Source organism: Chroococcidiopsis cubana SAG 39.79 (assembly GCF_003991895.1).
Taxonomy (GTDB): Bacteria; Cyanobacteriota; Cyanobacteriia; order Cyanobacteriales; family Chroococcidiopsidaceae; genus Chroococcidiopsis; species Chroococcidiopsis thermalis.
In genome coordinates, this window is record NZ_RSCK01000049.1 from 25581 (window position 1) to 49785 (window position 24205).

At 45.4% G+C, this 24205-nt stretch carries 23 protein-coding genes and 1 pseudogene; 19 read left to right on the forward strand and 5 right to left on the reverse strand.

The window, feature by feature from the left end; genetic code table 11:
• Positions 1 to 78: 78 nt before the first annotated feature.
• On the reverse strand, positions 79 to 1941 hold the full coding sequence (locus DSM107010_RS23655; RefSeq protein WP_015152167.1) for an NAD(P)H-quinone oxidoreductase subunit F: 1863 nt from the start codon (positions 1939 to 1941) through the stop codon (positions 79 to 81).
• Positions 1942 to 2949: 1008 nt separating this feature from the next.
• Complete coding sequence (locus tag DSM107010_RS23660; RefSeq protein ID WP_015152166.1) at positions 2950 to 3681, reverse strand: hypothetical protein; 732 nt, start codon at positions 3679 to 3681, stop codon at positions 2950 to 2952.
• A gap of 74 nt (positions 3682 to 3755) precedes the next feature.
• On the opposite strand from DSM107010_RS23660, the gene DSM107010_RS23665 reads away from it, so the two are divergent.
• The gene (locus DSM107010_RS23665; RefSeq protein ID WP_241994321.1) at positions 3756 to 4472 is read left to right on the forward strand and encodes an HAD-IA family hydrolase; all 717 of its coding nucleotides are present in this window, start codon (positions 3756 to 3758) and stop codon (positions 4470 to 4472) included.
• A 103-nt stretch (positions 4473 to 4575) separates the two neighbouring features.
• On the opposite strand, the gene DSM107010_RS23670 is transcribed toward DSM107010_RS23665, so the two are convergent.
• A complete protein-coding gene (locus DSM107010_RS23670; RefSeq protein ID WP_106167282.1) occupies positions 4576 to 5019 on the reverse strand; it encodes a GNAT family N-acetyltransferase in 444 nt (147 codons plus the stop codon).
• A 183-nt stretch (positions 5020 to 5202) separates the two neighbouring features.
• Here DSM107010_RS23670 and DSM107010_RS23675 point away from each other — a divergent pair, with 183 nt between their 5' ends.
• Entirely contained in the window at positions 5203 to 5916 is a 714-nt protein-coding gene (locus tag DSM107010_RS23675; protein WP_015152163.1) for an ERF family protein, read from the forward strand.
• A gap of 134 nt (positions 5917 to 6050) precedes the next feature.
• Positions 6051 to 6623, forward strand: a complete 573-nt coding sequence (locus DSM107010_RS23680; RefSeq protein WP_015152162.1) for a siphovirus Gp157 family protein — start codon at positions 6051 to 6053, stop codon at positions 6621 to 6623.
• 168 nt (positions 6624 to 6791) lie between these two features.
• Here the strand turns inward: DSM107010_RS23680 and DSM107010_RS39970 are convergent, their stop codons facing one another.
• Positions 6792 to 6935: a hypothetical protein gene (locus tag DSM107010_RS39970; RefSeq protein ID WP_015152161.1), complete on the reverse strand. Its 144-nt coding sequence runs from the start codon at positions 6933 to 6935 to the stop codon at positions 6792 to 6794.
• A gap of 463 nt (positions 6936 to 7398) precedes the next feature.
• Between DSM107010_RS39970 and DSM107010_RS23685 the strand changes: the two genes are divergently transcribed.
• The 4 genes from DSM107010_RS23685 to radC all read left to right on the forward strand — a co-directional run bounded on the left by DSM107010_RS23685 (position 7399) and on the right by radC (position 12098).
• Positions 7399 to 7857: a hypothetical protein gene (locus tag DSM107010_RS23685; RefSeq protein WP_015152160.1), complete on the forward strand. Its 459-nt coding sequence runs from the start codon at positions 7399 to 7401 to the stop codon at positions 7855 to 7857.
• 174 nt (positions 7858 to 8031) lie between these two features.
• Entirely contained in the window at positions 8032 to 9942 is a 1911-nt protein-coding gene (locus tag DSM107010_RS23690; protein WP_241994322.1) for a peptidoglycan D,D-transpeptidase FtsI family protein, read from the forward strand.
• 149 nt (positions 9943 to 10091) lie between these two features.
• Positions 10092 to 11036, forward strand: a complete 945-nt coding sequence (locus DSM107010_RS23695; RefSeq protein ID WP_106167284.1) for a phosphoribulokinase — start codon at positions 10092 to 10094, stop codon at positions 11034 to 11036.
• Positions 11037 to 11366: 330 nt separating this feature from the next.
• A complete protein-coding gene (gene radC / locus DSM107010_RS23700; RefSeq protein ID WP_106168716.1) occupies positions 11367 to 12098 on the forward strand; it encodes a RadC family protein in 732 nt (243 codons plus the stop codon).
• A 120-nt stretch (positions 12099 to 12218) separates the two neighbouring features.
• Here radC and DSM107010_RS39975 read toward each other — a convergent pair whose 3' ends face one another.
• Positions 12219 to 12371: a hypothetical protein gene (locus tag DSM107010_RS39975; RefSeq protein ID WP_015152156.1), complete on the reverse strand. Its 153-nt coding sequence runs from the start codon at positions 12369 to 12371 to the stop codon at positions 12219 to 12221.
• 181 nt (positions 12372 to 12552) lie between these two features.
• Here DSM107010_RS39975 and DSM107010_RS23705 point away from each other — a divergent pair, with 181 nt between their 5' ends.
• From DSM107010_RS23705 to DSM107010_RS23760, 12 genes and pseudogenes are all read left to right on the forward strand, one after another.
• Complete coding sequence (locus DSM107010_RS23705; RefSeq protein ID WP_127024081.1) at positions 12553 to 12807, forward strand: hypothetical protein; 255 nt, start codon at positions 12553 to 12555, stop codon at positions 12805 to 12807.
• 80 nt (positions 12808 to 12887) lie between these two features.
• A complete protein-coding gene (locus DSM107010_RS23710) occupies positions 12888 to 14336 on the forward strand; it encodes a nicotinate phosphoribosyltransferase (protein WP_015152155.1) in 1449 nt (482 codons plus the stop codon).
• Positions 14336 to 14929 carry a nicotinate-nucleotide adenylyltransferase gene (locus DSM107010_RS23715; RefSeq protein ID WP_106168715.1) on the forward strand — a complete coding sequence of 198 codons (594 nt, stop codon included), beginning with the start codon at positions 14336 to 14338 and terminating at the stop codon, positions 14927 to 14929. Before DSM107010_RS23710 ends, DSM107010_RS23715 begins: the two co-directional genes overlap by 1 nt.
• A complete protein-coding gene (locus tag DSM107010_RS23720) occupies positions 14890 to 15636 on the forward strand; it encodes an NUDIX hydrolase (protein WP_015152153.1) in 747 nt (248 codons plus the stop codon). The genes DSM107010_RS23715 and DSM107010_RS23720 overlap by 40 nt, the downstream gene beginning before the upstream one ends.
• 82 nt (positions 15637 to 15718) lie before the next feature.
• Positions 15719 to 16012 carry an isochorismate lyase gene (locus tag DSM107010_RS23725; protein WP_015152152.1) on the forward strand — a complete coding sequence of 98 codons (294 nt, stop codon included), beginning with the start codon at positions 15719 to 15721 and terminating at the stop codon, positions 16010 to 16012.
• Between the two features lie 2 nt (positions 16013 to 16014).
• Positions 16015 to 17106: an alpha-hydroxy acid oxidase gene (locus DSM107010_RS23730; protein WP_106168714.1), complete on the forward strand. Its 1092-nt coding sequence runs from the start codon at positions 16015 to 16017 to the stop codon at positions 17104 to 17106.
• Between the two features lie 41 nt (positions 17107 to 17147).
• Positions 17148 to 18989 (forward strand): NAD+ synthase, encoded by a 1842-nt coding sequence (locus DSM107010_RS23735; RefSeq protein WP_106168713.1) that lies wholly within the window; start codon positions 17148 to 17150, stop codon positions 18987 to 18989.
• A 42-nt stretch (positions 18990 to 19031) separates the two neighbouring features.
• The gene (locus tag DSM107010_RS23740; RefSeq protein ID WP_015152149.1) at positions 19032 to 19610 is read left to right on the forward strand and encodes a Uma2 family endonuclease; all 579 of its coding nucleotides are present in this window, start codon (positions 19032 to 19034) and stop codon (positions 19608 to 19610) included.
• Between the two features lie 10 nt (positions 19611 to 19620).
• The gene (locus DSM107010_RS23745) at positions 19621 to 20148 is read left to right on the forward strand and encodes a protein-tyrosine phosphatase family protein (RefSeq protein ID WP_015152148.1); all 528 of its coding nucleotides are present in this window, start codon (positions 19621 to 19623) and stop codon (positions 20146 to 20148) included.
• Positions 20149 to 20505: 357 nt separating this feature from the next.
• Positions 20506 to 23141: pseudogene (gene cphA / locus DSM107010_RS23750) on the forward strand (cyanophycin synthetase).
• A gap of 291 nt (positions 23142 to 23432) precedes the next feature.
• Positions 23433 to 24071: a FeoA family protein gene (locus DSM107010_RS42405; RefSeq protein WP_106170406.1), complete on the forward strand. Its 639-nt coding sequence runs from the start codon at positions 23433 to 23435 to the stop codon at positions 24069 to 24071.
• Between the two features lie 2 nt (positions 24072 to 24073).
• The gene (locus DSM107010_RS23760) at positions 24074 to 24187 is read left to right on the forward strand and encodes a FeoB small GTPase domain-containing protein (RefSeq protein WP_106170404.1); all 114 of its coding nucleotides are present in this window, start codon (positions 24074 to 24076) and stop codon (positions 24185 to 24187) included.
• Positions 24188 to 24205: the final 18 nt, after the last annotated feature.

Sequence of the window (24205 nt, forward strand, 5' to 3'; positions counted from 1 at the left end):
GTTGGTAGTTGGTGAGTGGCTAGTAGCTAGTGAATAGATAAAGAATCAAGCCACTAGCCACTAGTCACCAGTCACTTTTCAGAATGAAAAACTGAGTTCCATGTGGGATAGGAGGGGCCAGCCGACGATCGTGCCTAGCAAACAAACGCCTAGCAAGATGGTTAAGGCGTAGAATTGCGATTGTCCAGAAGTGCTATATTTTAGGGTTTCGCCTCCAAAAATCGAGACTAAGCCAACTAAATTTACAATCCCATCAACTAAGTAGCGATCGATCAGAGCAATGAGGCGAGAAACTACGGCTACTCCAAATACAATCGTTACCCGATACAAGTTAGCTGTATAGAGGTCGTAGGCGAAAAAGTCTTGCAGTGGTTTCCAAGGTAGCGTGACTGGTTTTGGAACCAAGGGTGAGAGGTAAACGACAGCTGAGATACTGCACCCAAAAATCGTAGACCAAATTAATAACAAAGCTACATCTTTGTTGATGTATGCCCATTCTGGCAGTAACGATAAGCTTTGCAATACTAACGGAGCGTGCATGACAAAACCCATTAAGATTGTCATTGGCAACATCATAGGCCAATGAACTTCAGGCGATCGCACGGTCATTGGCTTGGGTTTATTGCCAAACATGAGACAAAATACCCTAGTGACGCTGAAAGCTGTCAGCGCATTCGTGACTAAAATTACTCCGACTAGCAAAGGCTGAGTTGTCCACAATCCATCTGCGATTTGCAGCAATGCCCAAAATCCGCCCAAGGGTGGAAAAGCTACTAATCCGGCTGCACCAACAATAAAGGCAATAGCTGAAATCGGTCGGCGCGACCACAAACCTCCATAAAGGCGGAGATCCTGAGTAATACTATTCCAGACCACACCACCCGTACTCATGACGAGCAGTGAAATTGCTACGGCATGGGTGAACACTAACAGTAGTGCGGCTTGAGTTTGTCCCGTACCTACAGCCACAAATACCAAACCCATGTAGGCACTGACAGAATATGACAAAGCGCGCTTGACATCAACTTGAGCGATGACAATCAAAGAAGCACCTACGGCTGTCACCGCACCGATGAATGTGGCAAAAGATAGGGCGAAAGGTGAAAGTGCCAGGACTGGCTGAAGTTTCACGAGTACCCAAGCACCTGTCGCTACAACTACGGAATTACGCAAAATCGTTGCTGGTACGGGACCTTCCATTGCCTCGTCCAGCCATAAGTGCAGTGGAAATACGGCGCATTTACCCATTGGACCGGCAATCAGAGCCAAGCACACTAACGCGATCGCTGTGGGGTTGACGTTAGCTGTTTGCGCCCATCGTGCAAGTTCTGAGAAATCCCAAGTTCCAGCGAGGGGATATAGGGCAAGTACCCCCATCAATAGAAACAAATCGCCTACCCGTTTGGTCAAAAAAGCGTCTCTTGCTCCGGTGACTACCAATGGCTGACTGAACCAGAAGCCTAGTAACAAATAAGTACACAGGGTGAGAATTTCTAGAATAAAGTAGCTGAAGAACAGGGAGTTACATAGTACTAAGGCGCACATCCCGGCTTCAAACAGCGCCATCATGACGTGGAAACGCGCCCACCCCCAGTCCATTTCTAAATAGCCGATCGCAAAGACGATCGCCAGCACGTTTAAGCCTGTAACTAAAGCGATCGCACCTACCGTAAGTGAAGAAACTTCTACGGCGATCGTAAAGTCAAAATTGGCTACGTGCAACCAGGAAAAATATAAGTATTGAGCTGGTTTGTTCCAAGATGCGCTCAGGGCAATTAAAGCATGGGTGAAAGCAATAGCAGTCGTTACCAAGTTAATATATGCTGCTGGGCGGGGTCCCGTGCGTCGAATAATTCCCGGTGACCAAGGAATAGTCGAAATTGCCCCTATCAGGGCATAAATGGGAACTAACCAGATGGTTTGGAGGAAGGTGTCAGCCATCGGTATAAATACTCACTGCGTAAAACGACTCAAACTCTGAATACATTGAATCTGCCTGGAAAAGCCACGGGTGTAGCTGAGAATATGTAAACCAAGCAGATTTATGATGTTTTAATTTTTCAATTAATCAAAGCTTACACTTATATGGATTACAAAGAACTTATTTATCTAATAAACTATGCGATAAGTTAGATAAATTTTTCTTATAAAGGGAAAATCATTGAGAATAGCTATGCTTAAAATTGATTCCCGTTGATGGTTTGAAAGCGTACATTGGAACTGCTAATGGTTAGTATCGAGATCTACCGATTAGCAGAACGAGTGAGATCGCTTGCAGGCGAAATACAGAAGACAAGAATTAGAAATTCAGAAATAAAAGTATTTTTACCTAATTAAAAGTATTTTTACCTAATATCATTTTGCTCTGACTGCGCCACGGAAGATCCCCCCAACCCCGCTTAACAAGGGGGGCTATGAGCGACCGATTTAGTGCAAGGATAAATCGAATTGGTATAAATAAACATCCCAAATAAAAAACCTCCAAAATAAAAACCTCAAGTGTTGTGAACTTGAGGGAAATTGAAAAGTATTATCAAGGATACAGAATTTACAGACGGAGACACATGATACACATTCTCGTTAAAGCGTGTAACGGTAATGTTTTGATTTGCTTGTTGGCGATAGCTATAGTTGTCAGTCTTGTCAGGCTGTTCTAAGTGGATGGTTTCACATCCCTCTAAAGACTGCAAAGCAGGGGAAACGATAAAAACCCTACACCAATACCAGCACTACCAACAATTAAGTTGTACGGTCAATTAAACACTCGCGAGTTTGGGGCAACCATTTTCTACCCTGACATCGTTCTCCTTCGGGCGAAAATTAGCAGACTAAACAGCAAAATTTCTGCTCTGGTTGAACAACATTAGCGGTTTGTTCGCTAATAGTTTGTACTTTTAATTATGGACGATGCCAGAAATTCTGTATAGCTTGAAACAATTTTTTAAGATTTTATTTCCGAATTCCGACTTCCGTAGTTTGTTTCCCCGTAGGGGTATGCCGAATTCTTTGCTGGTGTTGCTGGCGGTTAAACTGCTGCTGTGCGGAAGTCAGTAGTGCATATTCAATTGGCGATCGCATATCCCACTGTAATTGAGCTAGCAGTAGTAAACTACAACTCATGACCGCACCAGTTGTGAGAAACTGCCAACCGCCGACGTAAGATAAGAAACCAACGCTCAAAAAGTGAAGACATCCAGCCAAGCATAAAGCACGCGATCGCAAACCAATGCCCGTAAACAAATAACCAATTGCACTCAAACTCAACCACATCGGGCATAAGTGGATTAAAATCTCACCCCAACCGAGAAATATCCCCAAATCGGTGAAAACCACACCCGTTAGTACCAAAATTGCCCAACCACAGACGACCCAACGCAGACGTTCCACTCCTGCCCAAAACCAAGTTAGACTCATCATGGCGATCGCACCAACTATAGTCAAGCTCGACCACCAAATCGCTTGGATTGTCCAATTAATCGGTAAAAACTGCGCTGTGGCAAACATAACGCCAACAATGACAGCCCAAATAATAAACACTTGGTCTACTCGCGTGTAAATTCCTGAGTACAGTGTAATGCGATCGATTTTCCAATTAATTCGCCATAAACCTTGTAAATCTTGAATATCTAACTCTTCTTGCTTTTCTTTGAGCAATGGCTGCGCTAAGCTACTCAGATTCATTTATATTTTGCTGCTAGTTATTTTTACAATTTGTAACTCCCTCTATTGATAGATTATTTCATAAATTTTACAAAATGACACAAATCGTAAGAAGCACGATGGATAGCGAACTGAGTGATGTCAAGCAACCTAAAGTTATTTTTCTCGATGCTGTCGGGACAATGTTTGGAGTTAAAGGCAGTGTTGGTGAAGTGTACGCTCAGATCGCACAACCATTTGGCGTTACCGTACCAGCAGATCGTGTCAACAGTGCTTTTTATCAAAGTTTCAAAACTGCACCACCACCTGTATTTCCTGGCAAGCAGCCAGAGGAACTTCCTCAATGCGAATTTGAATGGTGGGAAGCGATCGCGCGAAATACTTTTCAAAAAGCTGAATGTTTAGATAGTTTTACTGATTTTTCTGGCTATTTCAGCCAACTGTACGTACATTTTTCCACAGCAAAACCGTGGGTACTTTATCCCGACGTGCTACAAGCATTGCAATCTTGGCAGAAATTAGGCATTGAGTTAGGGGTGTTGTCTAATTTCGATTCACGCTTGCATTCGGTTTTACAAGCTTTGGATTTATCCAAGTTTTTCACTTCCGTAACAATTTCTACCGAAGTTGGTGCGGCTAAACCCGATCCACAAATTTTTGCTGCTGCTTTAGACAAACATCAATGTTCGGCAAATTTGGCTTGGCACGTAGGCGACAGCTTACAAGAAGATTATCATGGTGCGAAAGCTGCTGGACTGCGGGCAGTTTGGTTGCAAAGACGATCGGTTATCGGTTATCAGAAGGAGTCGTAGGGGCGGGTTCACCAAAGATCTCTGACTCCGACGAAGATTGTGGGTGAACCCGCCCGTACAGGAGTCAGAAGAATTAAATGAAATTCTTGTCACGCACCACGCATTACTCACTAACTCTCAACGAATAGTGATAAAACTCTTCATCTCTGGTATATCCGAGTGATTCATACAAAGCTTGTGCTGAGAGATTAGAAATTTGTGTGGCGAGAGTCATTCTGATTGCTCCAGTTTCTTGAGCATACTGCTTTGCTGCTGTCAGCAATAATTTGGCAATTCCTTGTCTACGATGCGTTGCGACGACGAATAGATCGTTCAAAATCCAAATTCGTTGCATCGATACTGAAGAAAAACTGGGGTAAAGCTGAGTAAATCCGACAATTTGTCCATCGCTTGCAACAAAGATGACAGAATCGTGTTTTTGCAATCGTTCTTGCAGAAAAATCTTTGCAGTTGCCAAGTCCGATGCTTGTCCATAAAAAACGCGATATTGGTCAAATAGTATAGCTATCGGTTCACGATGCTCGATTTTAGCCTGAAAAACTTCCATAGCCTGCTTGAAATTTGCTCTATTCCCAGATTACCAGGCTAGGTTGGTAATAGAGGAGGTATAGAAATCAGATTTAAGTACATATGTACTATAATAGTAGGCGAGGTATATTTTCACTTACAGCTCGAACGGAGTCGATCGCCTCTGAATCCAGCTTGAGGTAACACCACCAAGGATAGCGTTATGAGCGAAACATTAACTAGCGCCACAGCAACCAGCGAAACAGCGACTCATACCAAAAGTCAGCTATATAAAAAGATTTTAGCCGTACAAAAGAATTTGCAACCTCTAGAAAAAACTGGTTGGAACGACTTTCAGAAATATAGCTACACCACTGCTGGCGATGTTCTTCTACCAGTACACAAAGCCTGTAGCGAACAAGGATTAATTGCGATCGCCGATTGTATCGAATCTCACATCGAGCCGGGACGAGCTTCAGTAGTCGTCCGCCTAACGATTGTAGATACAGAAACAGGTGAGTCTTTAAGTGTCAGCGCGCCAGGTTACGCCGAAGACTATTCGTGGAAAGATAGTCGTCCTACTGGCGATAAAGCTGTATATAAAGCAATTACAGGAGCCACAAAATACGCCGTCCGTTCTTGCTTTTGTCTCCCATCAGATGACGATCCAGAAAGGACACCACAAAGGCTCAATTCCAGACAGCCGATGAATCGATATGTCGTCAATCCTAGCAAAGTAGACTCGGTATTGCTGGAACAAACCACAGCAGAATTAAAGCGTGTCGGTTGGTCGAGTACCCAAGGACGACTATACTTACAAGATAAATTTGGCAAATCCAGCCGTCAGCAGCTCAGCCAGCAGGAACTACAACAATTTCTCAATCACCTCCGTTCCTTACCGAAACCAGAAGCCCAACCGATTCTGCAAGAAAGCTGATAATTATTTGCTTATGATGAGAGGTAATTGGTAGTCAGTCATTAGTCATTTGTGTAGAGTTTTTGACTTTTGACTTTTGACTTGCACGAGCGTTACCAATTACCCATGACCAATTGAATTAGGACACTTGAAAGGTGACTCCATCTCATTCAGCCGAAAAAAATTCATCTGAAAATAACTTGCCCCAATCTAGATCGCGATCGCTCTTTAGTATTGGTGAAGATTTAGAGCGATTAAATGAAATCCTAGATGAAGCTGGAGACGACACCCAACAACAAGAACTCCTCAACGAATGGTTACAACAGCTAGGAACAGAACGCGATCGCAAGTTGGATGGATACGCGGCTTTGATCTCGGAAATGCAAGCGCGTGCTGAGGCAAGAAAAGCAGAAGCGCAACGTCTAATGGAGCTAGCTAGAGCGGACGAAAGGCGATCGCAACTCTTAAAAGAGCGATTGAAATGGTTTTTTGAGTCGCAGCAACTCAAGACGATTGAAACTACTCGTTATCGACTGTCTTTATCCAAAAATGGCGGTAAAGCCCCCTTAATCCTTAAACCAGATCTCTCACCGCAGCAACTCCCCGAACGGTTCACAACCACTTCAATCGAACCAAACACAAGTGCCATTCGCGCTGCCTTAGAAGCAGGAGAGAGTTTAGATTTTGCTTCCCTGGGCGATCGCGGTACGAGTATAAGAATTAAGTGACTAGTGGCTAGTGGCTAGTGGCTAGATAAAGAATCTAGCCACTAGCCAACTACCAAAAAAAATTCCCCCACAACAGCAGCTTTCACAGGGAGATAAGGCTGAGAATTGTTGCTGTGCAGGAGATCTTGAAAATTAATAGAGAGCGAGCTTTTGACTCGATCGCTGCAATTAGGGGGTAGCAGCAGGAGAAGGGGATTCAGCCGGAGAGGGGCTAGTACCAGTACCGCCACCACCACCAGCATCACCACAGGCTCCTAAAAAGCCGCCCAATAAGCTGAAAACTAAAGCTAAACCGATGAATTTTTTGTTCATAACTCCTCTTTCACCAAATGCGGTAAAAATGAACGAGCCGCTCTTGATCACGATACCGCATTTGTTGACTTTTTTTACACTACCGGAACTATAGCGGCTTAAGTTGACGGCTGATATACAGCTTGGACTGAGGGTTTTGACGATTGGTTGAATTTATTTACTTGCAGCACAGAGCTTCATTTATAAAGCTTATACTTCAAGCATGGATGCCATACCCTCAAAATTAAAGTTTTATTTAAGTCGTTCCTGATGTCAAATATCTTCCCTCTCTGGACGTAACTTTGAGTGTGAGAAATTAATACAGTACTTTTATGACAGGAGACAGAAGACAGGAGACAGAATGTTCTCTGGCGACTTCTTCAGTGAATAAATTTCTTTAACAAAGTTGACGAGAGTATCTGTTAGAGAAAGTTGCCATTAGAATTGGGGTGTTCATCTGCCCAAAGTATGATGGCTAAGTATTATGGCTAAGGCTCCTAAAACTCGTGTTTCCAGTCGCCAGCGGCAAAAACCAGTGCCTGCTAATGCTAAGAGCGTCAGATCTTTGAGTAGTTCGCGCTCGGCTCCTGTATGGCTGACTAGTTTACGCCACTTACAAAATCGCTGTGCGGCTGTGACTGCTCTATTAGTGACTGCATTACTGGTAGCTTATGGCTGGTCGGCGTACTCCCAAAGCTCGTGGCAAGAAGCGCGCAGCCAACTAGAAGACTTAAAAAAACAAGAACGGCAATTGATGCAAAAAAATGAAGTGCTAAAAAACGATTTAGCAACGCAAGCACAGCAACCAGAAACGGGACTCGTGTATCCTAGCCCTGCTGAGGCGATCGCCCTAGAGCCAGCCAGCCAGACTAACAGAGCGCCAAAGCCAATTTCACCCGCAACTCAACCTCCTCGTTTGACTTCTTTGCCACTCGGTTATTAGACAGTTATCAGTTATCAGCGAACAGGGTGTGGGGTGTGGAGTGTAGGGTGTAGAGTTTATGTTATTCGCTCCCTCAGCTCTCTTATCCCGACTCCCTACGGGCGGGTTTCCAAACTCGCCCCTACCGACTCCCGACTCGTGCGCTCCCTGCTCCCTCACCACGCATTACTGAAAATGTCTATCTTTCCCTCTTCTGATGCCCGTCGTCAGCGTCGTACTGCTAAAAACCGCGATCGCAGCCAAGCAAACCGCCCTCAGCATCGCCAACGGCTGAAGCAACCTCGGACGGTAGAAAAGCCAGTTTCAAATCAGCAACAAAAGAGCAACCGCTTGCCCTTATTGCGGCTGCTACTTGTATGGAGTGTTCTGATGGGAACTTGCGTAGCAATGGGAATAAAATTGTATCGGCTGCAAGTCATACACGCACCAAAATTGTTTGCACAAGCACGCAAACAGCAGTTGACAAGTATGCCTGGGTTTGTCATCCGTCGCCCAGTTGTAGATTGCAATCAAAATGTACTGGCGATGGATCGGTTGGTCTATCACTTATATGCTCGTCCCGGTCAATTTAATGTATCCAAAGAAAAAATTGCCGACCGGCTAGCACCCCTACTCCAGAGTTCTCCTGCTCAGCTTGTCAAGCGGTTCAATCAACCTAGTAATTCAATTCGCTTGACTTCAGTTGTCCCAGAAGAAATGTTCCAGCAGATCGATAGCTTGACGATTGATGGTAAGAAAGTTAGAGGTCTTGAGCTAGTTCCACAATTTTCGCGCTTCTATCCGCAACACACTCTAGCAGCAGACATAGTGGGGTATGTGAATACGGATCGTGAAGGCAAGGCAGGGGTAGAAGCGAGTCACAATCAGCAACTAGAAAGCTTGGTCAAACCAATTCCATCGTTGTCCAGGAACGGAAATAACGAAATTATGAGTTATTCCGTTCCCGATAACTTTGCCGAGGTTGATGATACACGCTTGGAATTGACTGTAGATCTGCGCTTGCAGCGTGCAGCTCAAGCAGCTCTCAGTAAGCAGTTAAAGGCAGTGCAGGCGAAGCGGGGTAGCGTTATTGTCATGGATGCGCGAGACGGCAGCATTTTGGCAATGGTGGACGAACCATCTTACGATCCAAATGAATTTTACAAATTTGATTTTGAGTTATTTCGGAATTGGGCAATCTCAGATTTATACGAACCAGGATCGACATTTAAGCCATTGAACGTGGCGATCGCGCTGGAGCTAAAAGCAATTCATCCTAATGAAATCTTTCCCGATCCAGACACGATAAAAATAGGCGGAAGGATCATTAAAAATGCCGATCCAGAACCTTACAAAGAGCTTTCTGTCGCTGGCATTCTTCAACATTCTAGTAATGTCGGAATGGTACAAATTGCACAACGCATTCCGCCAGCTACCTACTATGATTGGTTGAAAAAATTGGGTGTAGGGCAATCTCTCGCTACAGATTTAGCTGCCGTTGCTCCCAGTCAAATTAAAAGTAAAAAGCAGTTTGTTACTTACCCAATTGAGCCAGCTACCGCTTCATTCGGTCAAGGTTTTGCTCTCACGCCGATTAAGCTCGTCCAGTTGCACGCTGCTTTAGCCAATGGTGGTAAACTCGTCACTCCTCATGTCGTTAGAGGGCGCTTCGATGCCAATGGTCATCCTCAATGGCAACCGACCTTACCAACACCGCAGCAAGTGTTTTCTCCTTCAGTTGCGAAAACAGTACTAGAAATGATGGAAACTGTGGTTACACAAGGATCGGGGAAAAGTGTTCGGATTCCCGGTTATCGAATTGCGGGTAAAACGGGTACGGCTCAAAAAGCCAGTGCCAGAGGTGGCTACGATAGTACAGCCAAAATTACTAGTTTTGTGAGTATTTTACCCGTAGATGCTCCGCGCTACGTTATTTTAGCAGTCATAGACGAACCGACCAAAGTACCTAAAGGTCAACTAATTCGCGGTTCCACCACAGCCGTTCCCGTAGTGAAATCTGTCATAGATGCCTTAATCTCTACGGAACGAATTCCACCAAATCAACCCACTCAAAGAATTCAGAATTCGGACGGAATTCGGAATTAATATAGATTGCTTCCTACTCCCTGCTCGTGCGCTCCCTGCTCTCTACTCCCTACTCCCTAATGACTGTTGAGTTGCTCTGCATTCTTGCCTAGAATAAAGCCAATCCAAGAATTACCTTGGCTAGCCTTTTTAGCTTCGTAGGAGTCACCATGAGCAATCGTCCAATCGTGCTAGGTATTGTTGGTGATAGTGCCGCTGGCAAAACAACTTTAACTAAAGGAATTGCTCAGGTACTAGGTGAAGAAAATGTCACGGTAATTTGTACCGATGATTACCATCGCTACGATCGCGTCCAACGTAAAGAGCTAGGAATTACGGCATTACATCCCGACTGCAACTATCTGGATATTATGCAACAACACCTGTCTCTCTTGCGAACGGGACAGCCAATTCTCAAACCAGTCTACAGTCACAACACAGGTACGTTTGAGCCACCACAGTATATTAAGCCGGATAAATTTGTGATCGTCGAAGGCTTGCTCGGTTATTCTACCCGGGGTGCGAGAGATAGCTATGATGTCAAAGTTTACCTTGCGCCACCCGAATCGCTGCGGGCAACTTGGAAAGTTAAGCGCGACACCATGAAGCGCGGTTATACTCCAGAACAAGTCATGGGAGAATTAAAAAAGCGCGAACCCGATTCTGAAGCTTTTATCCGTCCCCAGCGCCAGTGGTCTGATATTGTAGTCAGTTTTTATCCACCGCGCGAAGATGCAGAAGAGAGCAACAGTCAACAGAATTTGAACGTCAGACTAGTTCTGCGTCCGACCATTCCCCATCCAGGTTTTACCGAAATCATTCAGTCTAATCGAGCTAACTATACCTCACCAATTCGCCTAGAACTCGATCGCGATATGGGTAAGCCAGTCGATGTCCTCGAAATTGACGGTCATGCCACCAAGGAAGACGTAATTCACTTAGAACGAATGTTGTGTAGCGAAATTCCTTCCTTAATCCCATTTTGCAGTACGGATAGCAATCCCGATCTGGGTAAGTTAGTGGGAACAACCGGAGAAATACTGCAAAGTTATCCACTCGCCTTAACTCAACTTCTAATTTCCTATCACATGCTCAAAGCCGCTCGGATTGTTTAGTGGTAATTGGTAGTTGGTAGTTGGTAGTTGGTAATTGGTTGACGGTTAACTGATAACTAGACCTCCTGCATGAATCAAAAAATCATGGATGTCATTCTGTTGGCGAAGCCTTTCCGAAGGGTACGCAACGCAGTGTAGTGAAGAACCTCCCAGATGTTTCGCTTCGCGTGTGGATGACAATTCAAGTATTCACGCAGGAGATCTACTGATTTCAATCGTGATTTTTTTAACTAATTGGGGATAAATAAAAAGTATAGCGATTGGTAGTTGACAAAAAGCTATCAATATGAAATTTTATCCTTTGCGATCGCCCGAGCGATCGTTTTCTTTATGACCTATTGCCTCAGAATTGCCGATTTACCAACTACAGAACGCCCCCGTGAGAGGCTCATAACTCATGGAGCGCAAATTTTAGCCACAGCCGAGTTAATTGCTATTTTGCTCGGTACGGGGCAAGGAGCAGGAAAACTTTCCGCGGTTGGATTAGGGCAATATATCTTACAAGAATTGAGTAAAAATCAACGCGAACCTTTAGCAGTGTTGCGAGAAGTCAGCATTCAAGAACTGATGCAAATTGATGGTATTGGTCCTGCTAAAGCAACAACCATTTTGGCAGCAGTTGAGTTGGGTAAGCGGGTGTTTCAGTCTCGTCCTTTAGACCGTCAACTAATAGAAAGTCCCGCAGTAGCGGCGGCGGTGTTGAGTCAAGATTTAATGTGGCAACCGCAGGAGCGTTTTGCCGTCTTACTTTTAGATGTAAAAAATCGTCTGATTGGGACGAAGGTGATAACAATTGGTACGGCAACAGAAACTCTTGCTTCTCCCCGCGAAATTTTCCGCGAGGTAATTCGTCAAGGGGCAACGCGAGTCATTGTGGCTCACAATCACCCTTCAGGCAATGTCGAACCGAGTTCGCAAGATATTGAATTGACTCGCCAGTTATTAGCGGGAGCGCAATTATTAGGTATTCCCATACTCGATCATCTAATTTTAGGTAATGGCAACCATCAAAGCTTGCGAGAGCTAACCGATCTATGGCAGGAATATCCACAAGGAGATTGAGCGCCAGGAAGAGGAGCGGTCGTGCGGGTCAAGTATACAAATAGGGACGCACATCAGTACGCCCCTACTATTGTCTTTCAATACTACTGTCTTTCAATTGGTTGTCTTTCAATCGGCTGTCTACCAATCAGCGTGACGACGATGTTTATAGGGTTCTCCTGTAAAAGGCTGCGTACCGATAGCTGGATATGCATCATCGCTAGGACCAAAAATCCGTGTCATGGCTTCAATAATATATTGAGCAGCGCTGTCTAGCATTTTGGAAATATTCATATAGTTCATCTCCAGAAGTGAGGATGAATGAGATAGCTGTATGAATTCTTATTTTATGTTTGTTATCGGCTAATTATGAGCGTTACTCAATCTATTGCAATCGATCGCAATACTTATTTGTTGATGTTTGTAATTCGTTATACAGCCGACTCAAATAGTTTATTATGACTGTCATTAGTCCTTGGCTAGATATTGTAACAAGTCTTTTGCGATCGTGCGATCGCCATCGATCGCTAACTTATCAGTATTCTTGTTTTATATGAATAAAACTCTCTACAATTACTTTTTCTACAGTTGGATTTCTTCTGAAATCACCATTAAGAAAGGTATATATTTAGTCAGTTGTCAGTTAACCGTCAACCATCAACCAGCTACCAACTACCAACTACCAATTACCAATTACGTAACGACTGATTACCTAACGACTAACAACTAAATAACTGCCCAAAAAGACTTGACATATTTTTGGTAGAAATTACTATAATTAAAACAACGCTGCCATGAGAGAACGATGAGATGACGAGTTCACGCTGGAACGTTGCGGAAAACACCATACTCCAAGAACGAGAAGATCGAGCCTTGACGCTGACAGAGGTTGATTACAGCCTGCTGACCGATCTTTATCAGCTAACAATGGCAGCTTGCTATGTTGGTGAAGGGTTGGAACAATCTCAGGCGAGTTTTGAATTGACAGTGCGTCGCTTACCCCAAGGATTTGGTTACTTAATCGCGATGGGTTTGGCGCAAGCATTGGAATATCTGGAAAAACTGAGGTTTAGCCCCGAACAGATTGCAGCTTTGCAGGCTACGGGACTGTTTCAGCACGCACCCAAACAATTTTGGTCGTTGCTGGCTGAGGCTGAGTTTACGGGTGATGTATGGGCTGTACCAGAGGGAACGGCAATATTTCCTCACGAACCGTTGTTACGAGTCGAAGCCCCTTTGTGGCAAGCGCAGTTAGTAGAAACATACCTCCTCAATACTATTAATTACCAAACCTTGGTAGCTACACGCGCTGCTCGAATGCGGGATGTTGCGGGTGCGGAGGCAACGCTATTAGAATTTGGGACGCGCCGGGCATTTAGTCCTCAAGCCTCTCTGTGGGCAGCCCGCGCAGCTTTAGCAGCAGGACTAGATGCTACATCGAACGTACTAGCAGCGGTACGACTGGGGCAAAAACCCAGCGGGACGATGGCACATTCGTTAGTGATGGCACTTGCAGCTACAGCAGGTAGCGAAGCTGAGGCATTTACAGCTTTCCATCGCTATTTTCCGGGCGCACCGCTATTGATTGATACTTACGATACGATCGCCGCCGCTCAATCCTTAGCAGAATCAATTCAGTCAGGCAAAATGCAACTGGCTGGGGTGAGAATCGATTCGGGGGATTTGCTAACTCTATCGCAACAGGTGCGATCGCTCCTCCCTGGTGTACCAATCTTCGCCAGTGGTGACGTAGACGAGTGGGAGATTGCCAGACTGAAAGCAAGTGGTGCTTGCATTGACGGTTATGGATTGGGAACGCGATTGGTTACGGGTGCGCCTGTGAATGGTGTCTACAAGCTGGTGGAAATTGACGGCATTCCAGTCATGAAAGAATCAAGCGGCAAAATGACTTATCCTGGACGCAAGCAGATTTTTCGCCATGTAGAGACGTTACATGGAACGTCTCTACATGGAACGTCTGTACAATGCGATCGCCTGGGATTAATAACGGAAAATCCGCGATCGGGCGAACAACCTTTACTGCAAATGGTGATGCAGGGAGGGAAAATCATACAGCCACCAGAAGCGATCGCTCAGATTCGCCAACGAACGGCGGCGACAGTCGAAAGCCTACCTACCCAGTGCAGGCAACTCGATAATCCTACAACAGTAGAGGTGCAAATTTCTGCTGCTTTACAGGAGTTGACAGAGACAACAAAACACCAACCGCGCAGGATTGTAGCTAGCGAAGGAAGATAATGAGGATTGCTTTATTTGGTACGAGTGCCGATCCACCGACAGCAGGACATCAAGCAATTTTGTGTTGGCTGGCAGAACGTTACGATCGCGTAGCGGTTTGGGCAGCAGATAACCCGTTTAAGTCGCAGCAAACACCGTTACAACATCGCGCTCAAATGTTGCAACTGTTAATTGCCGAGATCGATCCTCAACGGCAGAATATTGGGTTTTATCAGGAGTTGAGCAGCCATCGAACGCTGGAAACAGTGGAAAAGGCGCAACAATGGGGACAGGTAGAACTAACATTAGTTATTGGTGCGGATTTAATCGAACAATTACCACGCTGGTATCGAATTAAAGATTTATTACAGCAGGTACAATTACTAGTCATACCGCGCCCAGGATATGGGATAGAGGAATCGGATTTGGCACGCTTACGCGAGTTAGGGGCAAAGATTGCGATCGCCGATTTGACTGGTTTAGATGTCTCTTCTACAGCGTATCGCGATCGCTGCGATCCAGAAGCCGTTACCCCACAAGTCAAGGCATACATTCACCAACAGCATTTGTACAAATGCCAGGACGCACCCAAAGAAAAGTTATCGATCCGATAAGTTCGCAACCTTTAGCTGATTTTAAAGTTGGAGTTGATAGCGTTATTTTCTCCGTTGATACTTCTCAAAATCGGCTTTTAGTACTATTAGTTATGCGCCATCAGGAACCTTTTGTAAATTACTGGGGTTTACCTGGTACATTGGTGCGTCAAGGAGAGTCATTAGAAAATGCTGCTTATCGAATTTTGGCAGAAAAAATTAGAGCCAAAAATCTCTATTTAGAACAGTTATATACGTTTGGTGGACCTCACCGCGATCCGCGCGAGGAAGCTAATAGTTTTGGAATTCGATATCTTTCCGTGAGTTATTTTGCCTTAGTCAGATTTGAGGATGCAGAACTCATTGCCGATGGAGTGAGTGGGATTGCTTGGTATCCCGTTAAGGAAGTGCCACAATTAGCTTTCGATCACAATGAGATTTTGGCATACGGACATCGGCGTTTGCGAAATAAGTTGGAATATAGTCCAGTCGCATTTGAAGTGTTGCCGGAAATGTTTACTTTAAGCGATTTATATCAGCTTTATACCACAGTTTTAGGCGAGAACTTTTCTGATTATTCTAATTTTCGAGCCAAGTTATTAAAATTAGGTTTTTTATGCGACACGGGAATTAAAGTATCGCGAGGTGCAGGTCGTCCAGCTAGTCTATACAGATTTGACGCGACAGCATTTGCGCCTTTTAAAGATAAGCCTTTGGTGTTTATTTAAATGGGTAATGGGTAATGGGTAATGGGTGAGTGGCTAGCGACTAGCCACTAGCCACTAGTCACTGATAACTGATAGCTGATTTATGAAAGTACCGGAAGAGTGTTTAAATATTCATGAGATTCGACAAGAAATTGATGCGATCGATCGCCAAGTTATAGAATTGCTGGGTCAGCGATTTACTTATGTGAAAGCAGCGGCTCAATTTAAAAAAGATGCTGATGGTGTAAAGGCTATAGATCGGTTTAATGCCATGTTACAACAGCGACGAATTTGGGCGGAAGAAGCCGAGCTAAATCCTGATGCAATTGAAAAGATCTATCGAGATTTAGTCGGCTATTTTATCGAAGAAGAATTGAAGCATTGGGAATCGAAGTAATTATGATTCCATCCACCCCAATCAATCTATTTGAATACGAAACGCTGGCACAAAATCGCTTATCTCAAATGGCTTGGGATTACTACGCTAGCGGTGCTTGGGATGAGGTGACGTTGAAGGAGAATCGTATTGCTTTCAATCGCTACCGATTGCATCCACGCATGTTGGTGGATGTGAGTCAACGAGATTTGAGTACGACAATTTTAGGGCAATCTTTGAGTGCGCCAATCCTGATTGCACCAATGGCTTTTCAGTGTCTAGCAGATCCCGTAGGGGAAGTTGCTACAGCAAAGGCGACGGCTCATTCAGGTATTGGGATGGTGTTGAGTACGCTGTCTACTAAGAGTATGTCAGAAGTCGCGATCGCCAATCCTCAGACTTGGTTTCAGTTATATATTCATCGCGATCGCAATTTAACTCGTGCGTTGGTGGAGTACGCCTATAAGTGTGGTGCAAAGGCGCTTTGCGTCACCGTAGATGCGCCATTTCTAGGGAGACGAGAGAGGGATACGTGCAATCAATTCGTCCTCCCTCAAGGCATGGAATTAGCCAATTTATGTAATTTACAAGCCAAAGACTTAGATATCCCCCACCGTCAAGGCGAGTCGGGTTTGTTTGCCTATTTTGCCGAACAACTCGATCCTGGCGTAACTTGGACAGATTTAGCATGGTTGCGATCGCTCGTACCGTTGCCACTTGTTGTCAAAGGAATTTTACGTCCAGATGATGCAATACGTGCCGTAGAAGTTGGCGCTGAGGCAATTATTATCTCAAATCATGGTGGCAGACAACTCGATGGAGCGATCGCAACTATTGACGTTGTATCTCAAATTGTCGCTGCTGTAGGCGATCGTGTCGAGGTTTTAATGGATGGTGGGATTAGACGTGGTACTGACATTTTAAAGGCGCTAGCATTGGGAGCAAAAGCTGTTCTGATCGGTCGTCCCGTATTGTGGGGTTTAGCCGTAGCAGGTGAGACAGGAGTACAGCACGTCATTGAAATTTTACGCGACGAACTCAGTTTAGCAATGGCATTAAGCGGCTGCGCCAAATTGCAAGATATAGACTCCTCACTGGTAAGTCGTAAGTCGTAAGTTGGAATGAACTGATAATTGATAACTGATAACTGATTATTATGAAAATTGCGATCGCTCAACTTAATCCTACAATTGGCGACTTAAATGGAAATGCTCAGCAAATTTTAGCAGCAGCACAACAAGCTGAAAAACAGAGCGTGCGGTTGTTGCTGACACCAGAATTATCTTTATGCGGCTACCCACCACGGGACTTACTACTAGACCCCAGTTTTGTCTCTCAAATGGGAGCAACTTTGCAACGGCTAGCTGAAGAATTACCGTCTCAAATGGCAGTGTTGGTAGGTTGCGTTCAACCCAACGAGCGATCGCTTGCTTTTGGTGGTAAGCCATTATTTAACAGTATTGCTCTACTACAGAAAGGCAAAATTCAACAAATCTTTCACAAGCGCCTCCTACCCACCTACGACGTATTCGACGAATACCGTTATTTTGAACCTGGATTGGAGGCTAATTCTCTGGTTTTGGAAGGATTTGTAGAGGCGCACAACTGTGCGCCAACACATCACGCACCACTCAAAATTGGAGTCACCATCTGCGAAGACTTATGGAATGACGAAGAATTCTGGGGTAGGCGCAGCTATGCGATTAATCCAATTGAAGAGTTAATTCAACAGGGAGTCGATCTGGTTGTGAATTTATCCGCTTCTCCCTATAGCGCCAACAAGCAGCAGGTACGAGAAGCAATGTTGCAACATGGCTCTATGCGTCACCAAATTCCGGTATTGTATACCAACCAAGTTGGAGCGAATGACGACCTGATTTTTGATGGTTGTAGCGTTGGCTTTAATCGTGCGGGAGAAATGGTTTGCCGCGCGCGGGCGTTTGAGACAGATTTATTAATTGTAGAATACGACGAGCAAGCAGGAGATTTACAACCAAGTAAAATTGCTCCAACGCCTGCAAATCTAGATGAGGAAATTTGGCAGGCACTTGTTTTAGGCGTGCGAGACTACACGCGCAAGTGTGGCTTTTCTAAAGTCGTACTCGGTTTGAGCGGGGGAATTGATTCATCACTGGTAGCAGCGATCGCCACCGCAGCGCTAGGTAAAGAGAATGTCCTTGGCGTACTCATGCCTTCTCCCTACAGTTCGGAACACTCAGTTCAAGATGCCTTGGAATTAGGCAAGAATTTGGGCATATTAACTCAGACTATCCCGATTGGAGAGTTAATGCAAGGCTATGACAAAACTCTAGAACCGTTGTTTGCCGATACGCCCTTCGGCATTGCTGAGGAAAACATTCAATCGCGGATTCGTGGCAATTTACTCATGGCGGTTGCCAACAAATTTGGCTATCTCCTGCTTTCTACTGGTAATAAGTCAGAAATGGCTGTGGGTTACTGTACCCTTTACGGCGACATGAATGGAGGACTAGCCGCGATCGCAGATGTTCCCAAAACCCGCGTTTATTCTATTTGTCGGTGGCTGAATGAGAGGGGCGAGGAGCGAGGAGTGAGGAGTGAGGGAGTAAATACCAATTTCCGACTCCCGACTCCCGACTCCCGACTCCCCACAATTCCCGAAAATGTCATTAACAAACCACCCAGTGCAGAGTTGAAACCAGGTCAATTAGACCAAGATTCTCTACCTGACTACGATACTTTGGACGATATTTTACAAAAGTTGATTCAAGAGCATCAATCAGCGGCGCAAATTGTTGCTGCTGGACATGATGCGGCTGTAGTCGATCGCGTCGTGCAACTCGTCGTCAAAGCGGAATTTAAACGTCGTCAAGCGCCTCCTGGCTTAAAAATTACCGATCGCGCTTTTGGTACTGGCTGGCGAATGCCAATCGCGAATAAGTGGGTTTCCCATAGTAGAATGCCATCGTCTGAGGTGGTGTCTCAAGCTGCTGCGAGTCCTTCTGTTCCACCGCGATAAAGTTCCTCTTGTGATTCATGCTCGATATTTGGAGGAAAAAAGATGTTTCAAACTCAACAGCTTCAAGACAATTGCGTGACGCTGTACGATATTTCCTGGGAGAAATTTGAGGCGATCGCAGCATTATTAGAAGAGACAAAAGTACGCTTGACTTACCTGGATGGGACTGTAGAAATAATGACACCTTCGCCGGAGCATGAAGAGTATAAATCAACAGTTGGACTTTTGCTGGAAGCTTACCTGAGATATATTGGCATTCGCTTTTACCGTTGCGGCAGCTATACTCTGGGAAGCCGCGAATTAGGTGTGAGGGGAGAACCTGATGAGTCGTATAATCTAGTTACTAAAAAAGAAATTCCAGATATTGCCATTGAGGTAGTTATTACTAGTGGTGGGATAGACAAATTAGAAAAATATCGTCGCTGGGGAGTGCCGGAAGTCTGGTTTTATCGCAGTAGACAATTATTTATTTACCGTCTACGCTCTGATGGATACGAGCAAATATTTAGCAGCGAGTTTTTACCTGACTTAAATTTAGATCTATTGGTGCGCTGTTTGAATATACCAGACCAGTACGATGCAACAGTAGTATTCACTCAAGCTTTGCAACAGCAAAATTAATCTAGTGGCTATGTACAAATTTGCCCCAGCTTCCAAGCAAGAAACAATTGTATTCGGCTCGGCTCGACCTGGCTATTCAGAAGCACAAGTACGAGGTTGGCTGGAATATATGCAAGGGCAAGATGTCAAACGAGTTTGCTGTCTGCTTCCCCAAAAGCAACTCGCTCCCTACTCAGATTTACTTGGCACTTATGCGCAAGAGTTTGGCACTCAACAAGTCTGTTGGACACCAATTGAAGATTTTACCCTGGCTGAGCCTGAAACACTGACAGGGAAGATTTTACCATTTTTACTGGAAGCCGACCGACAGGGCGAGAAAGTCGTCGTGCATTGCAGTGGGGGTATTGGGCGCACGGGTCATGTTTTAGCGGCTTGGTTGGTAGGTGGTCGCGGTTTTTCTAACCGAGAAGCAATTAAAGCAGTGAGGCAGATGGGTAGAAATCCATACGAAGTTGCGATCGCATCTGTTTTTCAAGCTAAGAATCCGTTTAGAATGGTTGCAGAGTTAGAATCACTTTTAGATTGTTGTCGTACTTAGTTGGATGGTTTGGCGATCGCAGTTTTTGTAGCTTTTTATAAAGGTAAGTTAGTATCAAGGGTTACTGATTTTTGTGGGAATTAGTACTTTAATTCTCAGGGAAATGATGAGGAATACATTTTTATAACTGTACCAAGTTACAGCTATAGAGAAGATTTGTGTCGTGCAAAGACACGAAATGGCTTCTCGGAGAGTAGACGCAAAGACGCGAAGAAGAACGCTAAGTAGCTTTGATATTAACTGCAAATTGCTAGGAGTAATGATTGACAATTCTCTTGCAAGTCATGGGAAGATAAACGTGGAGTCAGAAATGATAGTGTAATGACCAGATCGCTAGTTGTCAATCAAAAAACTGCGATGAAAATACTCAAGATTCAGACGTTACAAGGTCCTAACTATTGGAGTATCCAAGACCACAAGCTGATTGTCTTGCGTCTCGATTTGCAAGATTTGAGCGATCGCAAACCGAATAGAATTTCTGGCTTTGTAAAGGGGCTGACTGAGGCGTTACCGAGTTTGGGCGATCGCGAGTGCGATTTGGGAGAAAAGTTTTTAGATCGGTTGCAGGACGGCTGTTTGTGGATGGAGGAAGTCGTCGAACATGTGGCGTTAGAATTGCAAACTTTAGCTGGGATGCCCGTGAGTTTCAGCCGTACTAGAAAGACTGCAACTCGTGGAGTTTATTACGTCATCTTTGAATATCAAGCGCCAGAAGCGGGGCGCTATGCGGCGAGGGCTGCCTGCGATTGTGCGAAAGTATCGCAGATAAAGGACGCTATCATCCCGACGATTTACGGCAAGATTTGCAAGATTTGCAGAGACTTGGGGCAGAGGCGGCGCTGGGTCCAAGCACGGAAGCAATTGTCAAAGCTGCGGAGGCAAGAGGTATTCCTTGGCTGCGATTGGGGGCGAGGTTTTTAATTCAGTTAGGTTATGGAGCCTACCAGCATCGAATTCAGGCAACGCAAAGCGATCGCACTAGTATTTTAGGTATCGAGCTAGCGGGAGACAAGGAAGGAACGAAACGCATTCTTCAAGATGCAGGGGTTCCCGTTCCGCGTGGCATGACGATTAGCTATTTTGACGAGTTAGAAAATGCGATCGATGCTGTAGGCGGCTTTCCCGTGGCAATTAAGCCCCTCGATGGCAATCATGGCAGAGGTGTGGCGCTGGATATAAATACCTGGAGAGATGCAGAAGCAGCTTACGATGCGGCAAGCGTAGTCTCAAAATCTCGGGCTGTCATTGTCGAGCGTTACTACACGGGACGCGACCACCGCGTATTAGTTATAGATGGGAAAGTTGCTGCTGTTGCCGAACGAGTCCCCGCCCATGTACTGGGGGATGGACGTTCTACGATTAACGAACTAATTGAAATGGTAAATCGCAATCCGCGCCGAGGACAGGGACACGATAACGTGATGACGCGGATCGAATTAGACCGTAGCAGTTTTGAACTTCTGCGCCAGCAAAGGTATAGCCTGGATACGGTGCTGAGAGAAGGAGAAATCTGCTATTTACGGGCAACAGCTAATCTGAGTACGGGTGGAATGGCGATCGATCGCACCGATGAAATTCACTCTGATAACATCTATTTAGCGGTAAGAGTGGCTAAAATCATCGGACTGGATATTGCTGGCATCGATATTGTTACCCCCGATATTTCCCGTCCCTTAGCAGAAGTTGGCGGTGTAGTTGTTGAAGTGAATGCCGCGCCTGGTTTTCGGATGCACACTCACCCCAGCCAAGGTTTATCGCGTCCGGTGGGGGAAGCAGTTTTAAATATGCTGTTTCCTCCTGGTACTCCCAGCCGCATTCCGATTGTGGCAATTACAGGAACTAATGGCAAAACGACGACCACCCGTTTAACTGCCCAGATGTTTCGCCAAACCAAACGCATTGTTGGCTACACGACTACCGATGGGACGTATATAGACGATCGCCTTGTGGAAGCAGGGGATAATACGGGTCCCCACAGTGCGAGGTTGATTCTGCAAGACCCGATGACAGAAGTTGCAATTTTGGAAGCGGCGCGGGGCGGGATTTTGCGTTCTGGTTTGGGCTTTCCGACTTGCGATGTGGGTGTTGTCTTGAATGTCGCCGCCGATCATTTAGGAATTGACGGGATCGATACAGTGGAAGACTTGGCATATGTCAAAAGCGTAGTTGCAGAAACAGTCATGCCTGAAGGTTATGCTGTCCTGAATGCTGACGATCCTTTAGTGGCGGCGATGGCAAAGCGGGTTAAGGCGCAGATCGCTTATTTCTCCATGCAGCCAGATCGCGAAATCGTCCAGTCGCATGTCCAACAAGGGGGACTTGCCGCAGTCTACGAAAACGGTTATTTAACATTTAGAAAACAAGATTGGTCGGAACAGATCGAACAAGCAGTAAACGTACCGCTGACATTAGGCGGAAAAGCTAACTTTGCGATCGCCAATGCTTTAGCTGCCAGTCTAGCCGCCTTCGTGCAAGGTGTAAAAATCGAGGATATTCGCGCTGCCTTGATTGCCTTTAAACCATCGACCAGTCAAACTCCAGGACGAATGAATTTATTCGACTTGGGCAAATATCAAGCTTTAATTGACTACGCTCATAATGGGGCGAGTTATCAAGCAATGGGTGATTTTGTCCGGCATCATACGGGAGAACGGATCGGTGTAGTGGGGGGTCCAGGCGATCGCCGCGATGAAGATTTACTTAACCTGGGTAGACTAGCCGCAGGAATCTTTGATCGCATTATTGTTAAAGAAGATGATGACACCCGCGATCGCCCCCGTGGTGAAGCTGCCGAACTCATTCGTCAAGGCATTGAAGAGGAAAAACCCGATTTTCACTACGAAACCATCCTCGACGAAACTACAGCAATTAACACTGCCTTGGATGCTGCAACTGATGGTAGTTTAGTCGTGATTCTACCTGAAAGCGTCAGCCGTGCAATTAAGTTAGTAGAAACTCGCGATCGGCGAACAGTTGTCAATGAGGGGTGGTAATTGGTAATTGGTAAGTCGTAAGTCGGGTATTCGTAAGTCGTAAGTCGTTTTTCTCCCTCAGCAACCTTGCGCCTCCATTTTCCGAGAAGGGCTATTCTTCGAGAAGCCGCTTCGCGTCTACGCCCTACAGCTCAAGAGCAGCTCTCTTGCCTCCCTACTCCTTTTTTAAAGCTCATCTTTTGAGAACAAATAACAATAACTTAATTCTTAATTGTTGATAAAAACTCTCAAATATATCAGTTTTTTAATGATACTTTTCAATCAGAATAGTTTTCATCGGGAGATTGTCTGATGGATGGCGAAGACGATCGGATTAATCCTCGGCATCGAAATTGGCAGCGACCGAACTGGAAGAAGTTTATCTTCTTTTGCGAGTCTAGCGATCGCGGAAAAGCTGATGAGGTCGATTCCATGCCAGATCGGTTAACTCTTTCTCTGGCAATGACAAATATTGGCGATCGCGTCAGCATTGTTGGTTTGAATTGTGGTGAAGCAAACAGCCACCTGATCGGAATGGGATTGATGCCTGGTACTCAGTTAGAAGTTATCAGCCGCACTGGTAGCGGCTCGGCGATTGTGGCACTTCAAGAGCAGCGGATCGGAGTGAATGCAGAGATGGCACGTCACATTCAGGTCGCGATCGCCCCTATAAGAGATGGAGATTTCCAGATGAGCCAATCTAGTACATCCTCGCTCAAGCTTCGAGATGCGATCGTTGGCTCGACGCTGCAAGTCGTTGGCTACGAACCCGCAGCCCGCGCTTACAAACGAAAATTATTAGCAATGGGACTCACTCCAGGAACTGAATTCGTCGTCACGCGCCACGCACCGTTGGGTGACCCGACTGAAATTGAAGTGCGAGGCTTTCACCTGAGTCTGCGCAAAGATGAAGCTGATGCCTTGCGAGTTGAGATTGCCGGGAGCATCTGACCATGAGCAAACCAACAATCGGCATAGTCGGCAACCCTAACTGCGGTAAGACAACTTTGTTCAACGTGAGTTCGACGGCTCAAAAAATAGTAGGAGGTAGAGCTGGCAAGCCATGAGGATGGATATCTAAAGAC

What these genes read in the sequence shown, in the direction of transcription:
- DSM107010_RS23740 (WP_015152149.1), top strand. Translation starts at nt 19,032, where the DNA reads ATGTTTCAAACTCAACAGCTTCAAGACAATTGCGTGACGCTGTACGAT.
- DSM107010_RS23675 (WP_015152163.1), top strand. Translation starts at nt 5,203, where the DNA reads ATGAGCGAAACATTAACTAGCGCCACAGCAACCAGCGAAACAGCGACT.
- DSM107010_RS23735 (WP_106168713.1), top strand. Translation starts at nt 17,148, where the DNA reads ATGAAAATTGCGATCGCTCAACTTAATCCTACAATTGGCGACTTAAAT.
- DSM107010_RS23730 (WP_106168714.1), top strand. Translation starts at nt 16,015, where the DNA reads ATGATTCCATCCACCCCAATCAATCTATTTGAATACGAAACGCTGGCA.
- DSM107010_RS23655 (WP_015152167.1), bottom strand. Translation starts at nt 1,941, where the DNA reads ATGGCTGACACCTTCCTCCAAACCATCTGGTTAGTTCCCATTTATGCC.
- DSM107010_RS39970 (WP_015152161.1), bottom strand. Translation starts at nt 6,935, where the DNA reads ATGAACAAAAAATTCATCGGTTTAGCTTTAGTTTTCAGCTTATTGGGC.
- DSM107010_RS39975 (WP_015152156.1), bottom strand. Translation starts at nt 12,371, where the DNA reads ATGAATATTTCCAAAATGCTAGACAGCGCTGCTCAATATATTATTGAA.
- DSM107010_RS23685 (WP_015152160.1), top strand. Translation starts at nt 7,399, where the DNA reads ATGGCTAAGGCTCCTAAAACTCGTGTTTCCAGTCGCCAGCGGCAAAAA.
- DSM107010_RS42405 (WP_106170406.1), top strand. Translation starts at nt 23,433, where the DNA reads ATGGATGGCGAAGACGATCGGATTAATCCTCGGCATCGAAATTGGCAG.
- DSM107010_RS23690 (WP_241994322.1), top strand. Translation starts at nt 8,032, where the DNA reads ATGTCTATCTTTCCCTCTTCTGATGCCCGTCGTCAGCGTCGTACTGCT.
- DSM107010_RS23725 (WP_015152152.1), top strand. Translation starts at nt 15,719, where the DNA reads ATGAAAGTACCGGAAGAGTGTTTAAATATTCATGAGATTCGACAAGAA.
- DSM107010_RS23660 (WP_015152166.1), bottom strand. Translation starts at nt 3,681, where the DNA reads ATGAATCTGAGTAGCTTAGCGCAGCCATTGCTCAAAGAAAAGCAAGAA.
- DSM107010_RS23720 (WP_015152153.1), top strand. Translation starts at nt 14,890, where the DNA reads ATGCCAGGACGCACCCAAAGAAAAGTTATCGATCCGATAAGTTCGCAA.
- DSM107010_RS23710 (WP_015152155.1), top strand. Translation starts at nt 12,888, where the DNA reads ATGACGAGTTCACGCTGGAACGTTGCGGAAAACACCATACTCCAAGAA.
- DSM107010_RS23745 (WP_015152148.1), top strand. Translation starts at nt 19,621, where the DNA reads ATGTACAAATTTGCCCCAGCTTCCAAGCAAGAAACAATTGTATTCGGC.
- DSM107010_RS23715 (WP_106168715.1), top strand. Translation starts at nt 14,336, where the DNA reads ATGAGGATTGCTTTATTTGGTACGAGTGCCGATCCACCGACAGCAGGA.
- radC (WP_106168716.1), top strand. Translation starts at nt 11,367, where the DNA reads ATGACCTATTGCCTCAGAATTGCCGATTTACCAACTACAGAACGCCCC.
- DSM107010_RS23665 (WP_241994321.1), top strand. Translation starts at nt 3,756, where the DNA reads ATGACACAAATCGTAAGAAGCACGATGGATAGCGAACTGAGTGATGTC.
- DSM107010_RS23670 (WP_106167282.1), bottom strand. Translation starts at nt 5,019, where the DNA reads ATGGAAGTTTTTCAGGCTAAAATCGAGCATCGTGAACCGATAGCTATA.
- DSM107010_RS23760 (WP_106170404.1), top strand. Translation starts at nt 24,074, where the DNA reads ATGAGCAAACCAACAATCGGCATAGTCGGCAACCCTAACTGCGGTAAG.
- DSM107010_RS23695 (WP_106167284.1), top strand. Translation starts at nt 10,092, where the DNA reads ATGAGCAATCGTCCAATCGTGCTAGGTATTGTTGGTGATAGTGCCGCT.